This window comes from Bauldia sp. (genome assembly GCA_037200845.1).
Classification (GTDB): domain Bacteria; phylum Pseudomonadota; class Alphaproteobacteria; order Rhizobiales; family Kaistiaceae; genus DASZQY01.
Genome location: JBBCGQ010000001.1, coordinates 3,096,541 through 3,112,752, shown reverse-complemented (window position 1 = coordinate 3,112,752; position 16,212 = coordinate 3,096,541). Strand labels below are relative to the sequence as shown.

Annotated in this window: 17 protein-coding genes; 9 read left to right on the top strand and 8 right to left on the bottom strand. The window is 67.2% G+C overall.

Annotation, left to right across the window (positions count from 1 at the left end):
- Positions 1-104 precede the first annotated feature (104 nt).
- A complete protein-coding gene (locus WDM94_15605) occupies positions 105-2,597 on the top strand; it encodes a hypothetical protein (GenBank protein ID MEJ0014001.1) in 2,493 nt (830 codons plus the stop codon).
- 9 nt (positions 2,598-2,606) lie between these two features.
- Here WDM94_15605 and WDM94_15600 read toward each other — a convergent pair whose 3' ends face one another.
- The 7 genes from WDM94_15600 to WDM94_15570 all read right to left on the bottom strand — a co-directional run bounded on the left by WDM94_15600 (position 2,607) and on the right by WDM94_15570 (position 9,123).
- Positions 2,607-3,635 (bottom strand): extensin family protein, encoded by a 1,029-nt coding sequence (locus tag WDM94_15600; protein ID MEJ0014000.1) that lies wholly within the window; start codon positions 3,633-3,635, stop codon positions 2,607-2,609.
- Between the two features lie 112 nt (positions 3,636-3,747).
- Complete coding sequence (locus WDM94_15595; protein ID MEJ0013999.1) at positions 3,748-4,662, bottom strand: ABC transporter permease subunit; 915 nt, start codon at positions 4,660-4,662, stop codon at positions 3,748-3,750.
- 8 nt (positions 4,663-4,670) lie between these two features.
- Positions 4,671-5,630 carry a sugar ABC transporter permease gene (locus tag WDM94_15590; protein MEJ0013998.1) on the bottom strand — a complete coding sequence of 320 codons (960 nt, stop codon included), beginning with the start codon at positions 5,628-5,630 and terminating at the stop codon, positions 4,671-4,673.
- A gap of 32 nt (positions 5,631-5,662) precedes the next feature.
- Positions 5,663-7,009, bottom strand: a complete 1,347-nt coding sequence (locus WDM94_15585) for an extracellular solute-binding protein (protein ID MEJ0013997.1) — start codon at positions 7,007-7,009, stop codon at positions 5,663-5,665.
- A gap of 163 nt (positions 7,010-7,172) precedes the next feature.
- Positions 7,173-8,393 (bottom strand): RNA polymerase sigma factor, encoded by a 1,221-nt coding sequence (locus WDM94_15580; GenBank protein MEJ0013996.1) that lies wholly within the window; start codon positions 8,391-8,393, stop codon positions 7,173-7,175.
- Between the two features lie 5 nt (positions 8,394-8,398).
- Positions 8,399-8,755 (bottom strand): YciI family protein, encoded by a 357-nt coding sequence (locus WDM94_15575; protein ID MEJ0013995.1) that lies wholly within the window; start codon positions 8,753-8,755, stop codon positions 8,399-8,401.
- An 11-nt stretch (positions 8,756-8,766) separates the two neighbouring features.
- Positions 8,767-9,123 carry a YciI family protein gene (locus WDM94_15570; protein MEJ0013994.1) on the bottom strand — a complete coding sequence of 119 codons (357 nt, stop codon included), beginning with the start codon at positions 9,121-9,123 and terminating at the stop codon, positions 8,767-8,769.
- A gap of 150 nt (positions 9,124-9,273) precedes the next feature.
- Here WDM94_15570 and WDM94_15565 point away from each other — a divergent pair, with 150 nt between their 5' ends.
- Positions 9,274-9,687 carry a GFA family protein gene (locus WDM94_15565; protein MEJ0013993.1) on the top strand — a complete coding sequence of 138 codons (414 nt, stop codon included), beginning with the start codon at positions 9,274-9,276 and terminating at the stop codon, positions 9,685-9,687.
- A gap of 102 nt (positions 9,688-9,789) precedes the next feature.
- Complete coding sequence (locus WDM94_15560; GenBank protein MEJ0013992.1) at positions 9,790-11,283, top strand: winged helix-turn-helix domain-containing protein; 1,494 nt, start codon at positions 9,790-9,792, stop codon at positions 11,281-11,283.
- A gap of 149 nt (positions 11,284-11,432) precedes the next feature.
- On the opposite strand, the gene WDM94_15555 is transcribed toward WDM94_15560, so the two are convergent.
- The gene (locus tag WDM94_15555; protein MEJ0013991.1) at positions 11,433-12,215 is read right to left on the bottom strand and encodes a 3-hydroxybutyrate dehydrogenase; all 783 of its coding nucleotides are present in this window, start codon (positions 12,213-12,215) and stop codon (positions 11,433-11,435) included.
- Between the two features lie 91 nt (positions 12,216-12,306).
- Here WDM94_15555 and WDM94_15550 point away from each other — a divergent pair, with 91 nt between their 5' ends.
- The 6 genes from WDM94_15550 to WDM94_15525 all read left to right on the top strand — a co-directional run bounded on the left by WDM94_15550 (position 12,307) and on the right by WDM94_15525 (position 16,203).
- Positions 12,307-12,801 carry a transcriptional repressor gene (locus WDM94_15550; GenBank protein ID MEJ0013990.1) on the top strand — a complete coding sequence of 165 codons (495 nt, stop codon included), beginning with the start codon at positions 12,307-12,309 and terminating at the stop codon, positions 12,799-12,801.
- Positions 12,801-14,054: a flavodoxin-dependent (E)-4-hydroxy-3-methylbut-2-enyl-diphosphate synthase gene (gene ispG / locus WDM94_15545; GenBank protein MEJ0013989.1), complete on the top strand. Its 1,254-nt coding sequence runs from the start codon at positions 12,801-12,803 to the stop codon at positions 14,052-14,054. The genes WDM94_15550 and ispG overlap by 1 nt, the downstream gene beginning before the upstream one ends.
- 11 nt (positions 14,055-14,065) lie before the next feature.
- Complete coding sequence (locus tag WDM94_15540) at positions 14,066-14,218, top strand: hypothetical protein (GenBank protein MEJ0013988.1); 153 nt, start codon at positions 14,066-14,068, stop codon at positions 14,216-14,218.
- Positions 14,219-14,290: 72 nt separating this feature from the next.
- The gene (locus tag WDM94_15535; protein ID MEJ0013987.1) at positions 14,291-14,836 is read left to right on the top strand and encodes a DUF6790 family protein; all 546 of its coding nucleotides are present in this window, start codon (positions 14,291-14,293) and stop codon (positions 14,834-14,836) included.
- A 222-nt stretch (positions 14,837-15,058) separates the two neighbouring features.
- Positions 15,059-15,607: a DUF6790 family protein gene (locus WDM94_15530; protein ID MEJ0013986.1), complete on the top strand. Its 549-nt coding sequence runs from the start codon at positions 15,059-15,061 to the stop codon at positions 15,605-15,607.
- A gap of 257 nt (positions 15,608-15,864) precedes the next feature.
- A complete protein-coding gene (locus WDM94_15525; GenBank protein MEJ0013985.1) occupies positions 15,865-16,203 on the top strand; it encodes a hypothetical protein in 339 nt (112 codons plus the stop codon).
- The last annotated feature ends 9 nt before the right edge of the window (positions 16,204-16,212 follow it).

The following is a 16,212-nucleotide window of genomic DNA, read 5'->3' as shown; positions in this document are numbered from 1 at the left end:
TCAGCGCCGCCGTCCGCCGAGCCAAAAGGTTTCTTAACGCTGCGCAGATACACGTTGGCATTGTTTCAAGAAAGCCTTGGGGGCCGGTCTTGTTCGAGACGACGTTGGCCGCACGCGGTCGCTACTATTTCGCGATCTTCACCGTCGCGTTCGCGACGCTGGCCTACCAGATCCTGATGACGCGCTTCTTCAGCGTCATGCTCTACTATCATTTCGCGTTCGCGGCGATTTCCCTCGCCATGCTCGGGCTGACGCGCGGCGCGATCCACGTCTTCCAGAATCCGGAACGCTATACGGCCGAGAACGTCGCCGCGCAGGTGGCGCGCCACGCGGCGCTGTTCGCGATTACCGGCGTCGGCACGATGGCGCTTTTCCTTTGCGCGCCGCTCGTCGTGCCGGAGCCGCTCCTGGCCGGCGTACTGGCGGCCGCCACGCTGGCGTTCGTGCTGCCCTTCACGCAAAGCGGCATCTGCGTGACGCTGCTTCTGACGCGGCTGCCGTTCGGCGGCGGCTGGATGTACGCCGCCGACCTGTCAGGCGCGGCGCTCGGCTGCCTCGGCGTGATCCTGGCGCTGCTGGTGGTCGATCCGGTGAGCGCGACGCTGTGGATGGCGGCGTTCACCGCCGGCGCCGGATGGCTGCTGACCGCGGGCGGTGCGCCCAGCCGGGCGGTACGCTTCAGCGGCGCGGTGGCGCTGACGATCGCGGTGGCGGCGGCAGCGCACACCGGGCTCCATGCTTCGGGCAGGGGCCTCGGCGTGCTGTGGGCCAAGGGCGTGCCGCAGACCGGCACGCTGTTCGAGCGGTGGAACACCTATTCGCGGGTGCGCGTCATCGGGCTCGGCGTGAGCGCGCCGGAGGGTTGGGGCTTCGCGCGCCAGCAGGAAGGCAAGATCGACCAGGACCGGCTGGACATCGACGCCGATGCGGCGACGGTGATCACGCGCTTCGACGGCGACCTCAGCAAGGTTGCGTATCTCAGGAACGACGTCGTCAACGCGGCGTATCTCGTGCAGCCCGCCGATCATGTCGCCGTGGTCGGCGTCGGCGGCGGCCGCGACGTCCTCTCGGCGCGGTATTTCGGGGCGGGGCGCATAACCGGGATCGAGATCAATCCGGCGATATTCGAGGTGCTGACCGACAGGTTCGGGGACTTCAGCGGGCATCTCGACAAGCTGCCCGGCGTGGCGCTCGTCAACGCCGAGGCGCGCAGCTACATCAACCATTCGAGCGAACGCTACGATCTCGTGCAGATCTCGCTGATCGACACGTGGGCGGCGACGGCGGCGGGCGGACTGACGCTGACGGAGAACCGGCTCTATACGGTCGAGGCGTGGCAGGATTTCTACCGCGCGCTCAATCCGGGCGGCATGCTCAGCGTTTCGCGCTGGTATCGCCCCGGCGCCTATGCCGCCGAGTTCTACCGGCTGGTCGCAATCGCGGCGACGGCGCTGGAAAATACCGGCGTGCCGGCCGGCGACCTTCGCAACCATGTGATCGCCGTCAACGCCGGAAATATCGTCACCGTCGTTACGCGGCCGCAGGCGTTCACCGACGCGGCCTGGCGCGATGCGCGGGCGAAGCTTGAGGCCGAGGGGTTCAAGGTGCTGCTCGGGCCCGACGTCGCATTCGACGACGTCACCTCGACGATTCTTGCCGGCGAAGCCGACGCCGCGTTCTACGATTCGCTGCCGGAGAATGTCGCGCCCTCGACGGACAACCGGCCGTTCTTCTTCTACACGGCGCGGCTCCGCGATATTTTCGGCGGCGCCCGGTCGATCGTGGCGGAAGCAGCGTCGGCGGGCGGCGAATCCAGCGGGGCAGGGTCCACCGTCTCGCGCGTCGTCAGCGCGATCTTCCAGGCGGCGTCGGCGCCGTTCAAGAACAACATCGCCGTGGCGACCACGGTGATCCTCATCATCGGCACGCTCTTCGCCTGCCTCTACTACGTCGGCATTCCGTTCGTGCGGCTGGCGCGGCGCGTTCCGCTGTCGGTGCTGTCGCCGCCGGTTGCCTATTTCAGTGCGATCGGCATGGGCTTCATGCTGATCGAGGTGGCGCAGATGCAGCGGCTGATGGTGTTCCTCGGGCACCCGGTCTATGGGCTCGCGGTCGTGCTGTTCACGCTGCTGCTGTTCAGCGGCATCGGCAGCGCCACCGTCGGCCGCCAGCCGGCGGGCATGGCATCGGTAGCGCTCCGCGCCGCCGGCCTGCTCGCCGTTCTGGTCGCGGTCGGGCTGGCGACGCCCGGCATCACGGCGTGGGCGCAGTCGGCGGCGACGGACGTCCGCATCCTCCTGTCGATCGCGCTGCTGGCGCCGGCCGGGCTGTTCATGGGCATGATGTTTCCGCTGGGCCTCAGCACCTGGCGGCGGGATGCCGAGCTCCTGCCGTTCTTCTGGAGCGCGAACGGCATCATGTCGATGCTGGCGTCGGTCGCGGGTGTGGCGCTGTCGATGGAAGTCGGCATCGCCGAAACCTATGCCGCCGGCGTGGCGTTCTACGTCGGCTGCACGGCCATCCTGCTCGCGGCGCGCGGCTCGCTTGCCAAGGCGGCCGCGTCGCGGCCGGCCGGCGGCGTCGTGGCGGCGAGATAGCGACGACGGCTAGTGGCAGTAGAGGCCCTTGCTCGGCCCTGCCGTGCGGCGCTGGATCATGTCCAGATGGAAGTGGGTGGCGTGGAAGGAATCCGACCCGGGGCCGAGCACCGTCGTGAACGGGCCGCACGCTGACTTCCGCGCATCGGCGAGGAAGGTCGCGTCCTCGCCGTCGCTCGCCCAGCCCTTCTCCACCTCGACCCAGCGCTCGCCGACGCGGAAGGCGGAGATGTCGATGGCGTTGCCGTGGGCGTGCTCGGAAATCTTGGCGTCGGGGATGCTGTCGCGCGTGCGGCAGGAGTAGGAGGCGGCGATGCGCAGGCCGGTCAGCTCCTCGCCGTAGTCGGCGCGCACCTTCGGCTTGACCTCGTCATTGACCCAGTTGGCCAGCCGCTCGGCGAGGTGGCAGTCGATGATCGCCTTGGTGGTGAATTTTATCTGGCCGCTGTCCAGCGCCGAAACGGCGACGGGATTTTCGATGCCGCAATCGCCTTCGTCGCGGATCGGGGCGAGCGGCGTCGCGATGACGCCGAGCTGGGCAATGGCGACGCCGCAGGCGGTGTCGACGGCGGGCGGCGGCTTGACCAGATCGGGCAGCGGGGCGTCGGGAAGCGAGGCGACCTTCGGGGCGGACGCCTCGGGCATGATCGCCGGCCGCTCGGTGAGATCGGGCAGGGCGGCGTTCGGCAGCGCTGCGACTTTTGGCGCCGGCTGCGTCGGCTTCGCCGCCGGTGCGGTCTGTGTCAGCGCGGGCAGCAGATCCTTCGGCCGCAGGCGCGGCAGCGGCATGTCGTCAGTCGCGATGGCATCGATGCCGTCGTCGGCGTCGTCGGGCTGGTAGCCCAGCGGCGGCACTGCGGTTGCGGTGGTCGGACGCAGGTGCGGCAGGGGGACGGACAGCAGCGGCGTCTCGGGCGCGGGCTTGGGGCGCGGCTTCACGCCGGGCGTCCGGCCGAAGACGTTGGCCGGGTTGGCGAGGAAGCGCTGCACGAAATCGATCGGCGAGACGGCGTGCGCGGCGCCGACGCTGAAGGCCACGAGCGATACCGCCAATGCTAACTGAAAGACACGTCGCAAACGCCAGACTCCGGCCAGCGCCCCCGCGCGATTCGGAGAAAAGCAGCCCCGGCGACGATGTACAAGCGCGCGGCTATTTTTCGGTCGCGATCAGCCCGCGGACGAACCAGCGCTGCGTGAGGATCACGACAATCAGCGGTGGCAGCATGACGATAAACGTGCCGGCCATCGCTACGTTCCAATCCGGGATGCCGTAGTTCGACGGGATCAGCTCCTTGAGCTCGACGACGGCGGTGCCGTGGCTGGGGTCGGTCGTCACCAGCAGCGGCCACAGGTACTGGTTCCACGTCCACACGAACAGGATGGTGCCGAGCGCCGCCATGTTGGTGCGCGAGAGCGGCAGCAGAATGCTCCAGAAGAAGCGCAGCGGGCCGGCGCCGTCCATCTTCGCGGCCTCGGCCAGCTCGTCGGGGACGGTGAGGAAGAATTGCCGGTAGAGGAAGGTGCCGGTGGCGGTCGCAATGAGCGGCAGGATCAGGCCGGCGTAGGAGTTGAGCAGGCTGAGCTTCAGCATGATGCGCTGGCCGGTGAAATGCTCGACGACCCAGTTGATGCCGAGAAGGTCGAGCAGGCCCTGGTAGGGCTGGAAGGCGTTGGCGGCGACCGCGTAGGTCGGCACGATGCGCACCTCGAGCGGCAGCATCAGCGTGATGAAGATGAGCCAGAAGATCAGCATGCGGCCGGGATAGCGGAAGTAGACGATCGAGTAGGCCGACAGCGCGGCGATGAAGATTTTGCCGAAGGCGACGCCGGCGGCGAAGATGAAGCTGTTGGTGAGCTTCACGCCGAGGTCGGCGCGCCGCCAGGCTTCGGCGAAATTCGCGAACAGCTCGTGGCCGGGGACGAGCGACATCGGCACTGTGTTGACCTCGCGGATGTCGTGCGTGGCGGCGATGAGGACGATCGCGAACGGCAGGATCGCCACGATCAGCCCGAGGAACAGCAGGAGCTGGGTGACGAGGTTGAGGAGGGGCGTGCGCTCGATCATCGGCGTCCTCAGGTGTAGTGCACGCGCCGCTCGATGTAGCGGAACTGGACGATGGTGAGGCCGATGACGAGCAGCATGAGGATGATGCTCTGCGCGGCGGCGCCGGAATAATCGAGGCCGCGGAAGCCGTCGAAGTAGATCTTGTAGACCATCAGCTCGGTGGCGCGCGCCGGGCCGCCGCTGGTCATGATGTCGACGATGCCGAACGAATCCTGGAAGCTTTCGGTGATGTTGATGACGAGCAGGAAGAAGATCGTCGGCGTGAGCAGCGGTATCTGGATGTATCGGGCGCGCTTGAAGAAGCCGGCGCCGTCGATGGCCGCCGACTCCAGCAGTGCGCGCGGCACGCCTTGCAGGGCGGAGAGGAAGAAGATGAAGTTGTAGCCGAGGTACTTCCACGCGAACGTGATGATGATCGCGATCATCGCGTCGTTACCGTCGAGGGTGGGATCCCAGACGCCCGGCCAGATGCGGTTGAAGACGGCGAAGAAGCCGGCCTCGGGCGCGAGGATGAAACGGAAGGCGAGGCCGAGCGCCGGCGCGGCGATGGCGTAGGGCCAGGCAAGCACGGCGCGGAAGACGCGGTAGCCGAGTAACTGGCGATCGACGAGCAGCGCGAAAAGCAGTGCGATGCCCATGGCCGAGCCGGTGCTGGCGACGGCGAAGACGAAGGAGTGGACGATCGAGTTCCAGTAGACCGGATCGCGGAGGATGGCGGCGAAGTTGTTGAAGCCGACCCAGGTGTTGCCGCCGCCCCACGGCTGCTCGAGGGTGAAGGCCCAGTACACGGCCTGCGCCGCCGGCCAGTAGAAAAACGTGAAGATGAGAAGGACCTGGGGGACGACGAAGGCGATGCCGATCCAGCGGTTCTCGAAATAGACGCGCTTGTCGTTTGTCTGGGGCCTGGGCCTGGCGACCGGCGCGGAGGCAGTCGCGGCCCCCGGAACGCTCCGGGGGCCGCGCACCATTTGCTCTGTGGCGGTGTTCGCCATCGGACTGCCTACGGCAGGGTCTTGCCCGGGTAGGTGTCGGCGAAGCGCTTGATCAGCGCATTGCCGCGCTCGACGACGCCGTCGATGGCTTCCTGCACCGGCTTGTTGTTGGCGAAGATCTCCTGCAGGCCGTTCGAAACTTCAGCGCGGATCTGCGTGAAGTTGCCGATGCGGACGCCGCGGGTGATCGGGGTCGGCTCGGAGGCGGTGAGCGATGCGATCGCGACCTCGCGGCCCGTGTACGGCGGCTTGTCGTAGAAGCCCTGCGCCTTCATGTAGTCGAAGCCGCTCTTGGTGACCGGGATGTAGCCGGTGACCGTCGACCAGAACAGAGCCTGCTCCGGCTGGGCAATGAAGTTCAGGAAGGCGGCCGCGCCCTTGTACTCGGCCGGCGACTTGCCGGCGAGGACCCAGAGCGAAGCACCGCCGACGAGCGAGTTCTTGCGCTCGGTGCCGGCGTAGACCGGAAGTTCGGCGACGTCCCAGTCGAGGCCCGGCACCGCGATCTTGGCAACCGTGCCGTGATCGCCGACCGAGGTCATCATCATGTCGCATTCGCCGGCGGCGAAGGCTTCGACGAAGGTCTTGCCGGTTTCCTTGGCCTTGATCTTGACGAGGCCCTGGTCGTACCAGCTCTTCAGGTCGGTGACGTATTTGACGAACTTGGTCTTGTTGAAGACCAGCTCGGTGTCGAGACCGCCGAAGCCGTTGTCCTTGGTGGCGACGGGCTCGTTGTGGATGGCGGAGAACTGCTCGAGGAGCTGCCAGCTTTCGTTGGCGCTGATGTTGATGCCCATCGGGCAGGCCGAGCCGGCGTCCTTGAGCAGCTTCATGTCCTCAGCCGCTTCTTCCCAGGTCTTCGGCGCTTCGGTCTTGCCGATCTTCGCGAAGTCGGCCTTGTTCCAGTAGAGGAGCGCGGTCGAGGAGTTGAAGGGGAAGGAGTACATGTCGCCGTTCGAGGCGGCGTAGTAGCGCGCGATGCCGGGGAAGTAGTCGTCCCACTTCACGGTGTAGCCGTTCTCGGCCATCAGCTTGTTCGCCGGATAGTAGGCGCCGGACAGCATCATGGTCGCGGTGCCGACGTCGTAAACCTGGACCACGGTCGGCTGGTTGCCGGCGCGGAAGGCGGCGATGGTGTTCTGCAGGGTCTGGTCGTAATTGCCCTGGCTGGTGCAGACGACTTCGAAATCAGCCTGCGAGTCGTTGAAGTGCTGGCACACCTCGCCGACGCGCTGGGCGAGGTCGCCCGTCAGGCCGAACCAGAAATCGAACTTGGTCTTGTCCGCCATGGCGGGAGCGGCGAGCGATGCGCTGAGTGCCAGCGCGCCGACCGCAGTGAGGAGATTCTTGTTCATCGGAGCCTCGTGGATGTGAGGAAAAGGCAGCCGACGATTTACTGTGCATCGCGGGATTTAACAGTGAAATATTGATGACGATACTTAGGCACATAAATATAATTCAGACTAGCAACAGAACATAAAATTCGTGTGTCAGCCCTGTGGAGAAATGCCGGCTAAGTTACTCCGTCAATTCTTCCAGTCGCTTGCGGAGGAACCGGCGTTCCGGCTCCTGCCCGGCGAGCGTCAGCGCGCGTCCGTACGCTGCGCGCGCCGAGGACACGTGGCCGAGGCGGCGGAGCAGATCGGCGCGTGCGGCGTGGGCGAGATGGAACTCCGCGAGGACGCCGTCGGCCATGATCGAATCGATGAGGGCAAGGCCGGCGGCGGGGCCGTCGCGCATCGCCACTGCGACGGCGCGGTTCAGCGCGACCACCGGCGAAGGGTTGGCGTGGAGCAGGAGATCGTAGAGCCGGACGACCTCGGTCCAGTCGGTCGCCGGCGCGGCATGCGCGGCGCCGATTGCCGCCTGGATGGCGTAGGCGCCGACGACCGGCGCGGCCATCGCGCGCGCGGCGAGCGCGGTTCCCTCGGCGATGAGCGCGCGGTCCCAGCGTGCGCGGTCCTGATCGGCGAGCAGCACCAGGTCGCCGGACGGCGACGCGCGGGCGGCGCGGCGCGACTCGTGCAGCAGCATCAGCGCCAGCAGGCCGACGGCCTCGGCATCGGGCAGCAGCGCCACCAGCAGGCGGCCGAGGCGGATCGCTTCGCTGGAAAGATCGGCGCGGGTGAGGCTCGGGCCGGCCGTGGCGGCGTAGCCTTCGTTGAAAACGAGATAGATGACGTGGAGCACGGCATCGAGGCGGTCGGGCAGGTCGGCCTTCTCCGGCATCTCGTAGGGGATGTGGGCGTCGCGGATCTTGGCCTTGGCGCGGACGATGCGCTGGGCGATGCGCGGCGCGCCGGCGAGATAGGCGCGGGCGATTTCCTCGGTGGTCAGGCCGCAGATTTCGCGGAGCGTCAGCGCCACCTGCGCGTCCGACGACAGCGCCGGGTGGCAGCAGGTGAAGATGAGGCGGAGCTGGTCGTCGGCGATGGCCGCGGCGTCCTCGGTTTCGGCATTGCCCTCGATCAGCATGGCGATGTCTTCCTGGGCGGCATCGAAGCGGGCCCGGCGGCGGAGCTTGTCGATGGCCTTGAAGCGGCCGGCGGAGACCAGCCAGGCGCGCGGGTTGGCCGGCAGACCTTCGCGCGGCCACTGCTCGGCGGCGGCGATGAAGGCGTCGTGGACCGCCTCCTCGGCGAGATCGAAATTGCCGAGGAGGCGGATGAGGGTGGCGAGCACGCGGCCGCGCTCGGCGCGGTAGACCGCATCGACCTCGCGCTTGCCGGCGTCCGCCATGTCGCTCAGGCGACGACTTCGAGGTGGTTGACCGGGCGCACCTCGATGGTGGCGAAGCGCGTCATCGGCAGCGCCGCGGCTTGCTTCAGGGCGTCGTTCAGGTCGCGTGCTTCGATGATGTAGAGGCCGCCGAGATATTCTTTCGTCTCGGCGAACGGCCCGTCGGTCATCTGCGTCTTGCCGTTCACCTGGCGCACGCACGTCGCCGTATCCGGAAAGCCAAGGCCGGCGGTCGCGATGAAATGGCCGCTCCGCTTCATGTCCTCGTTGTGGGCGGCGATCTCGGTCATGTACTCGGCGATGACGGCCTCGCTGACGACGCCGCGGGGATCGCCCTGATAGATGAGAAGAACGTACTGCATGGGCGTGGTCCTCAGGTCTTGCCGAGTTGAAGGATGGGGCGGACCTCGACGCTGCCGAGGCGGGCGAGCGGGATGCCGGCGGCGGCCTTCAGCGCCTCGTCGATGTTCGGCGCCTCGACCATGACGTAGCCGCCGAGCACCTCGCGCGTCTCGGCGAAGGGACCGTCGGTGACCGACGCTTTGCCGTTGCGGACGCGGACGGTCTTGGCCTGGTCCGTCGACTGCAGCGCGTTGGCGTCGACGAACAGGCCGCGGGCCATGAGAGATTCGTCGTAGGTGAGGGATTCGTTAGTGAACGCCGCGCCTTCGGCGGGCGTGAACTTGTCGAAGATGTTGGGCTCGAAATAGACCAGGCAGAGGTAGCGCATTGGCGGCTCCTGTCGGGGATTGGCTAGGATACGCCTCTGGTCGAGCGGCGGCGGCGGATTTCGACCGCGCCGGCTATCATTTTTTTCAGCGGCGGGCGTCGAAATCGCGGCATCCGGCTCGACCAAGCCGCGAGGGAAACGGAGATCGGCATGGCGATGTTGACCGGGCGGTGCTTGTGCGGGGCCGTGGAATACGCCGTCGCCGACGAATTCCTGTACGCCGCGTACTGCCACTGCTCGCGCTGCCGGGCGGCGACGGGCGCGGCCGCGAAGCCGTTCGCCGGCATCGCGGTGGAGAAGCTGCGCATCACCAAGGGCGAGGACTCGCTGCTGATCTACGGGACGCGCGAGCACGGCGACATCCGCTGCGGCAGGTGCGGCGCGTTTCTCTTTTCAGCGGTGGGCGAACGGGTGCACGTGTCGATGGGCACGCTGGTCGATGCGCCGTCGATCCGGCCGAGCGAGCACATCTTCGTCGCGTCGAAGGCGGCGTGGGACGAGATCACCGACGACCTGCCGCAGTATGCGGGCCATGTGTTCGAGGGGCCGCCGATCGACCGGTGACGCGGTCGGTAGTATCGCCGGACACGATTGGCGCTTCCGCAATGCGCGAGGCCGGCGTGGATCGGTTCCACGAAGGCCGGCACGCAGTATAGAGTCGCAGCCATGGCTGATGGCGCTCTCGCGTTCGGTCCGTTCGTTCTCGACACCCACGGCGCGCTGTCGCGCGATGGGGTCGCGGTCGCGATTTCGAGTCGTGGTGCGGCGTTGCTCAAGGCGCTGATCGAGGCGGACGGCCGCGCGGTCGGCAAGGGCGACCTGATGAACGCCGGCTGGCCGAACGCGGCGGTCGAGGAAAGCAATCTGACCGTCCAGATCGCGGCGCTGCGCAAGGCGCTCGGCGAATCGCCGAGCGGCGAGACGTGGATAGCGACCGTGCCGCGTATCGGCTACCGCCTGATAAGGCCGGCGGCGAGCGCGGTTTCGGTGGAGCCGCTGGCCGGCAAGCCGTCGATCGCGGTGCTCGCCTTCTCCAACCTGAGCAGCGATGCCGAGCAGGGATATTTCGCCGACGGCCTGGCGGAGGATCTGATCGACGACCTGTCGAAAGTGCCCGGTCTGCTGGTCATCGCCCGCAATTCATCATTCGCCTACCGGGGTAGCACGAGCGACGTGCGCACGATCGCGCGCGAGCTTGGCGTGCGCTATCTCATCGAGGGCAGTGTCCGCCGCGCCGACGCCCGCGTCCGCATCAGCGCCCGCCTGATCGATACGGTCGATAACACGCATCTGTGGGTGGACCGGTTCGACCGCGATCTCGTCGATATCTTCAAGCTCCAGGACGAGGTAGTCGGGCGCATCGTCAACGCGCTATCCGATGTTCTGCCCCTGGCGCGGGCGCTGCCGACGCGGCGGCCGACGAACCTCGAAGCATACGAATTGTTCATCAGGGCGCGGCCGCTGGTGACCATGTCGCCGGAGAAAAACCGCGCCGGGCTGGTGTTGCTCGACAAGTCGCTGGCGCTCGATCCGAGCTTTGCCGCCGCGCACGCCTGGCGCGCGATGAGCTATCACTTCAGCTGGATCTATTGGGGCGAGGAGGCCCGGCAAGCCGACGCGCTGGCCGCCGCGCGCCGCGCGGTCGAACTCGACCCCGGCAATGCCGACGCCCACATGGTGCTCGGCTATCTCAGGGCCTACGCCGGCGACCTCACCGGCGGCATCGCCGACATCGAATCGACGCTGCGCCTCAATCCGAACGACGCCGAAGCCTGGGCGCTCTACGCCGACATCCTGGTCTTCGACGGGCGGGCGATGGAGGCTATCAAAAGCGCCCGCAATGCCTTTCGGCTCAACCCGCAGCCGCCCAGCCAATACTACTGGCTGCTCGGCTGGGCGCAGTACGCCGCGGGGCTCTATGCGGACGCGGCGGAAACGCTCAGCCACGAGTCGACCCGCGGTTCCGGCTCGCGGCGCATTCTGGCGGCGGCGCTGGTTCAGCTTGGGCGGGTGGAGGAAGGACGGCGGGAGGCGGAGGGGTTCCTGCTCACGACGCCGGGTTTCTCGACCGCGGGGTGGGCGAAGACGCAACCCTTCCGCCACGACGGCGACCGCGAGCACTTCAACGACGGATATCTCCGCGCCGGGCTGCCGCCTTAGCGCACCGGCGCGGGGCTGCCGCTGTCGCGGTGCAGTCCGGCGTCGCGGTGCATCGTCAGCCGACGTTGTTGCCGACATCGACGTGGAAGACGTACGGGCGGCCGCGGCGCGGCGCATGGCGGACGCAGGCCGGCGCGCGCGTGGCGTAGCTATGCCGCCGTCCAGCCGCCGTCCATCGGCAGCAGTGCGCCGGTGATCGATTTCGCTGCATCCGAGGCGAGGAAGACGGCGAGGGCGGCGACCTGTTCGGTGGTCACGAACTGTTTGGTCGGTTGCGCGGCGAGGATGACGTCGTTCTTCACCTGCTCGGCGGTCAGGTTGCGCGCCTTCATCGTGTCGGGGATCTGCTTCTCGACCAGCGGCGTCCAGACGTAGCCGGGGCAGATCGCGTTGACGGTGATGTTTTTGGTCGCGACTTCCAGCGCCACGGTCTTGGTCAGGCCGGCGATGCCGTGCTTGGCGGCGACGTAGGCCGCCTTGAAAGGCGAGGCGACGAGCGCGTGCGCGCTCGCCGTGTTGATGATGCGGCCCCAGCCTTTCGCTTTCATCTTCGGCAGCGCGGCGCGTATCGTCAGGAACGCCGAGGTGAGGTTGATCGCGATGATGGCGTTCCATTTGTCGATCGGGAATTCGTCGACCGGCGAGACAAACTGGATGCCGGCGTTGTTGCAGAGAATATCGATGGCGCCGAATTCCTTCTCGGCGTCGGCAACCATGGCGGCGATGTCGTCGGCCTTGGACATATCCGCCGGCGAATAGGCGACGGTGACGCCATGATCCCTGGCGAGGCCGGCGCGGAGTTTCTCGATTGGCGCGGCCTCGCCGAAGCCGTTAAGGACGACGTTGCAGCCCTCGGCGGCAAAGGCCGTTGCCAGCCCCAGGCCGATGCCCGAGGTCGAGCCGGTTACCAGCGCAGTCCTGCCCTTCAGCATGGCCGTCTTACCCTCGCGATTTACCGCCGCTATCCTATATATTGCATGGCATCCTCCGCGCCGTCGCGGGCCATGCTAGAGCTTGGAAACCATGCCGCACGTCAGCCCCGTCCTGGAACACCGCGAGCACGACCACGCGCGCTGCGAGGCGGAAGCCCTGCGCCACGCGGAGGAGATCTGCGCGCGGGAGGGGCTGCGGTTTACCGAGCAGCGGCGGCAGGTGCTGGAAGCCTTGCTGGAGAGTCACGTGCCGGCCTCGGCCTATGACGTGATCGACCGGCTGGCAGGGCATGGCGAGGCGCGGCTGGCGCCGGTGTCGGTGTACCGCGCTCTGGAGTTTCTCACCGCGCACAATTTTGCGCACCGGATCGAGTCGAAGAACGCGTTCGTCGCCTGCGATCGCGGCGACGAGTGCGAGCCGGGCGCGACGCTGTTTCTCATCTGCGACAATTGCGGCGCGGCGGCGGAGGCTTCCTCCGACGCGCTCGGCTCGCTGGTGACGGCGGAAACGAAAAGCCGCGAATTCCTGCCGCGGCTGCGCGTGCTCGAGGTGCGCGGGCTCTGCGCTCGCTGCCAGGCGGACTGATGTCGTATCTCTCCGCTCCGCTCGATCGTCACGTCACCGTGCCGGTGATGGTGGGCGGCGTGCAGGTCGGCGGCGGTGCGCCGGTGGTCGTGCAGTCGATGACCAATACCGACACGGCCGATATCGAAGGCACCATACGGCAGGTGGCGGCGCTGGCGCGGGCGGGATCGGAGATCGTGCGCATCACCGTCGACCGCGAGGAGTCGGCGGCGGCGGTGCCGCATATCCGTGACGGGCTCGCCAAGCGCGGGCTTCGCGTGCCCCTCATCGGCGACTTCCACTACAACGGCCACACGCTGCTGACGAACTATCCGGCGGCGGCCGAAGCGCTCGACAAGTATCGCATCAATCCGGGCAACGTCGGCTTCGGCGCCAAGCGCGACACGCAGTTCGCGACGCTGATCGAGATCGCGCTGAAGAACGACAAGCCGGTGCGCATCGGTGTCAACTGGGGTTCGCTCGACCAGGCGCTGCTGACGCGGCTGATGGACGAGAACGCGGTCTCGCCCAATTCGATGGACGCGCGCGACGTGATGCGCGAGGCGATCGTGCAGTCGGCGCTCTTGTCGGCGGCGCAGGCGGAGGCGCTCGGCCTGCCGCGGTCGAAAATCATTCTCTCGGCGAAGGTCAGCCAGATTCAGGATCTCGTCGCCTGCTACACAATGCTGGCGGCGCGCTCGGACCACGCGCTGCACCTCGGCCTCACCGAAGCCGGCATGGGATCGAAGGGCATCGTCGCTTCGTCGGCGGCGCTCGGCATCCTGCTGCAGCAGGGGATCGGCGACACGATCCGCATCTCGCTGACGCCGGAGCCCGGCGGCGACCGGACGCGTGAAGTGCAGGTGGCGCAGGAACTGCTCCAGACGATGGGCTTCCGCGCCTTTGTGCCGGTGGTGGCGGCGTGCCCCGGGTGCGGGCGCACGACCTCGACGGTGTTCCAGGAACTCGCCAAGCGCATCGAGACCGACCTCGCCGAGGCGATGCCGGAGTGGCGCAGGAAATATCCGGGCGTCGAGGCGCTCAAGGTCGCGGTGATGGGCTGCATCGTCAACGGGCCGGGCGAATCCAAGCACGCCGACATCGGCATCTCGCTGCCCGGCACCGGCGAGCAGCCGGCGGCGCCGGTGTTCATCGACGGCAAGAAGGCGGCGACGCTGCGCGGGCCGATGATCGCCGATGACTTCCGCAAGATGGTCGGCGAATATGTCGATCGCCGGTTCGGGCATGGCGCGTCCGCCGACGCTGCCGAATAGGGGAGGCGACGATGGCCGACAAGAAACTGGAAAAGAAGGACGCCGGCGCTGCGGCCAAGCAGCAGCCGAAGCCGCAAGGCTCAAACCGCGATCCGAAGCCGGCGAAGAAAGGGGAAGCCAAGGCCATCCCCGTCGACAAGCTCAACGCCAGCAACGACGAGTAGCCGGCCCGACTGGCCCGGCCTTTGCACCTTTTCCACCTGAGCTAGACCCGCAGCAGAACGGAGCCGCCAACCATGCCGCCGCCTGATTTCGCCACCTGGATCCAGAGTGCCCGCGACCACCTGCCGCTGACGGCGCTGATCGCGGGGCTGGTTTATGCGGTGGTGATGCTGGCGGCGCTCCCCAAACCGCACCCGGGGCGGCGGATCGTCGGCATTCTGTTCGGCGGCTACATGTTCTTCACGATCGGGCTGCTGTTTCTCGCCAAAGCCACGGCCTCCGGGGCGTTCGGGACGGACGCCGCCAACTGGCTGATGGTGCCGGCGGACACGACCTCGCCGGAGGCGGCCTACGCCTACCTGGCGTTCGCGGCCATCGCGTTCCTGGCGCTGGCACGCAACATCGGTCTGCGCGCCGCCGCCGTGCTGGGGCCGGCGATCTACATGGTGGCGCCGCTGCTCGCCACGACGCCGACCATGGACGGGCTGATCGCCCATGCGGTGGAGCTGACCATCGTCACGATCGGGGCGGTGCTCCTGCTGCTGCAAGCGGCGGTTGACCGTCCGGCAAGGCCTTCGGACCACGCGACGCCGATCCTGGCGCCGGAGCCGTCCGCCTGAGACCGGCCATTTGCGAAGCCGGGCTTATTCCAAGTCTTTGACGAGAGGACAGGTTTCGCGGGATTCCGCCATTTTCCATCTGGCGAAACTGCAGAAAAAGACAGGGAATAGAGGCGAGGAAGACACAGTAAGCCCTTATTAACCAAGCCCTCTTGTGCCTGTGCAAGCTGTGGATAACCTTCGAGGCAGTACCGCGTATGCGTAACCTGTAGGAGTACCTCCATGAACCCGTCGTCGGCCTTCGGCCAATATCTCGAGTTTGCTCTCAACCGCCTGCCGCTGACGCTGCTTGTCGTTGGCCTGGTATTCGCCGTTCTCGCCCTCATCGTCATGCGCAAGCCGCACTCTGGCCGCCGCATCGTCGAGGTGCTGTTCCGCTCCTACCTGTTCTGGACGATTGGTGTGCTGTTCCTCTACGGCGCGGTCACCAAGGGCGCGCTCGGCGCCTCGGCCATCGCCGCGATCCACGCTTCGCCCGTGGTCGCTTCGCCGGAAGCCGCCTACGCCGAACTGTCGTTCGCCGTCCTCGCGCTGCTCGGCTTCGTGTTCGGCTCGATCGGCCTCCGCTTCGCTGCGGTCATCGCCCCGGCCATCTACGTCTTCGCGCCGATCGCGCTCAGCGAGCCGGCGACGCTCGACACGGTGGTCGCGCACGCGCCGCTCGCCGCGATCTACGCGCTCGGCCTGTTCTACACGCTGCTGCAGGCGGGTGCCGGCCGTCCGGCTCCGATCCGCCATCGCGCGCCGGACATCGACGTTCTGTCGACCTAGTTTGATCTCGAGGGGAGGCCACAAGCCTCCCCTCGCTTCTCCCGCCTGACGATACTCCTGCCCGCTGACCCGGCGGGCATTCCGCGAACGTGATCCGCTCCGTTCGCGTGGCGCTTTAGCGCAATCGATTTTCCCGATTCTTTTCTTTCACTTGGGTGCGCGGCCTTAACCCCTTTCTAATCACCTTCGGTCCAAATGGGGCCAAGGCGAAACTGGTGCTTGCGTATCGCCTCTTTTCTCTTCTCCGAGGTCCGCCGATGTCGCTCCGCGCCCTGGTTGCCATCGCTGCCCTTGCCACGGTCGCTGCGCCGGCGGCGTTCGCCGCCGACATGCCGGCGCCGCCGCCGCCTTCGGTCATCTATGCCCAGCCGGACGATGAGTGCGGGGCGGGCACGCGTCAGGTCGATCATGTGTGGAAGCCGGGCCAGGTTGCCTACATCGTCGCGCAGGCGTGCGGCTCGCCGATCGACTGGATCAACCATATCGGGCGCCATCCGCGCCGCGAGAACGTGCTGGTCTATTACAACGGCGGCACGTGGTATCGCCCGGACATCCGCGTGATCAACACGCCGTACCAGCCGCAGCTCCACCGCTAGACCCGATCC

Excerpts from the sequence above, each read along its gene's own strand:
- WDM94_15565 (MEJ0013993.1), top strand. The coding sequence starts at position 9,274 with ATGGCGATGTTGACCGGGCGGTGCTTGTGCGGGGCCGTGGAATACGCC.
- WDM94_15580 (MEJ0013996.1), bottom strand. The coding sequence starts at position 8,393 with ATGGCGGACGCCGGCAAGCGCGAGGTCGATGCGGTCTACCGCGCCGAG.
- WDM94_15525 (MEJ0013985.1), top strand. The coding sequence starts at position 15,865 with ATGTCGCTCCGCGCCCTGGTTGCCATCGCTGCCCTTGCCACGGTCGCT.
- WDM94_15595 (MEJ0013999.1), bottom strand. The coding sequence starts at position 4,662 with ATGATCGAGCGCACGCCCCTCCTCAACCTCGTCACCCAGCTCCTGCTG.
- WDM94_15570 (MEJ0013994.1), bottom strand. The coding sequence starts at position 9,123 with ATGCGCTACCTCTGCCTGGTCTATTTCGAGCCCAACATCTTCGACAAG.
- WDM94_15535 (MEJ0013987.1), top strand. The coding sequence starts at position 14,291 with ATGCCGCCGCCTGATTTCGCCACCTGGATCCAGAGTGCCCGCGACCAC.
- WDM94_15585 (MEJ0013997.1), bottom strand. The coding sequence starts at position 7,009 with ATGAACAAGAATCTCCTCACTGCGGTCGGCGCGCTGGCACTCAGCGCA.
- WDM94_15575 (MEJ0013995.1), bottom strand. The coding sequence starts at position 8,755 with ATGCAGTACGTTCTTCTCATCTATCAGGGCGATCCCCGCGGCGTCGTC.
- WDM94_15590 (MEJ0013998.1), bottom strand. The coding sequence starts at position 5,630 with ATGGTGCGCGGCCCCCGGAGCGTTCCGGGGGCCGCGACTGCCTCCGCG.
- ispG (MEJ0013989.1), top strand. The coding sequence starts at position 12,801 with ATGTCGTATCTCTCCGCTCCGCTCGATCGTCACGTCACCGTGCCGGTG.
- WDM94_15550 (MEJ0013990.1), top strand. The coding sequence starts at position 12,307 with ATGCCGCACGTCAGCCCCGTCCTGGAACACCGCGAGCACGACCACGCG.
- WDM94_15560 (MEJ0013992.1), top strand. The coding sequence starts at position 9,790 with ATGGCTGATGGCGCTCTCGCGTTCGGTCCGTTCGTTCTCGACACCCAC.
- WDM94_15540 (MEJ0013988.1), top strand. The coding sequence starts at position 14,066 with ATGGCCGACAAGAAACTGGAAAAGAAGGACGCCGGCGCTGCGGCCAAG.
- WDM94_15530 (MEJ0013986.1), top strand. The coding sequence starts at position 15,059 with ATGAACCCGTCGTCGGCCTTCGGCCAATATCTCGAGTTTGCTCTCAAC.
- WDM94_15555 (MEJ0013991.1), bottom strand. The coding sequence starts at position 12,215 with ATGCTGAAGGGCAGGACTGCGCTGGTAACCGGCTCGACCTCGGGCATC.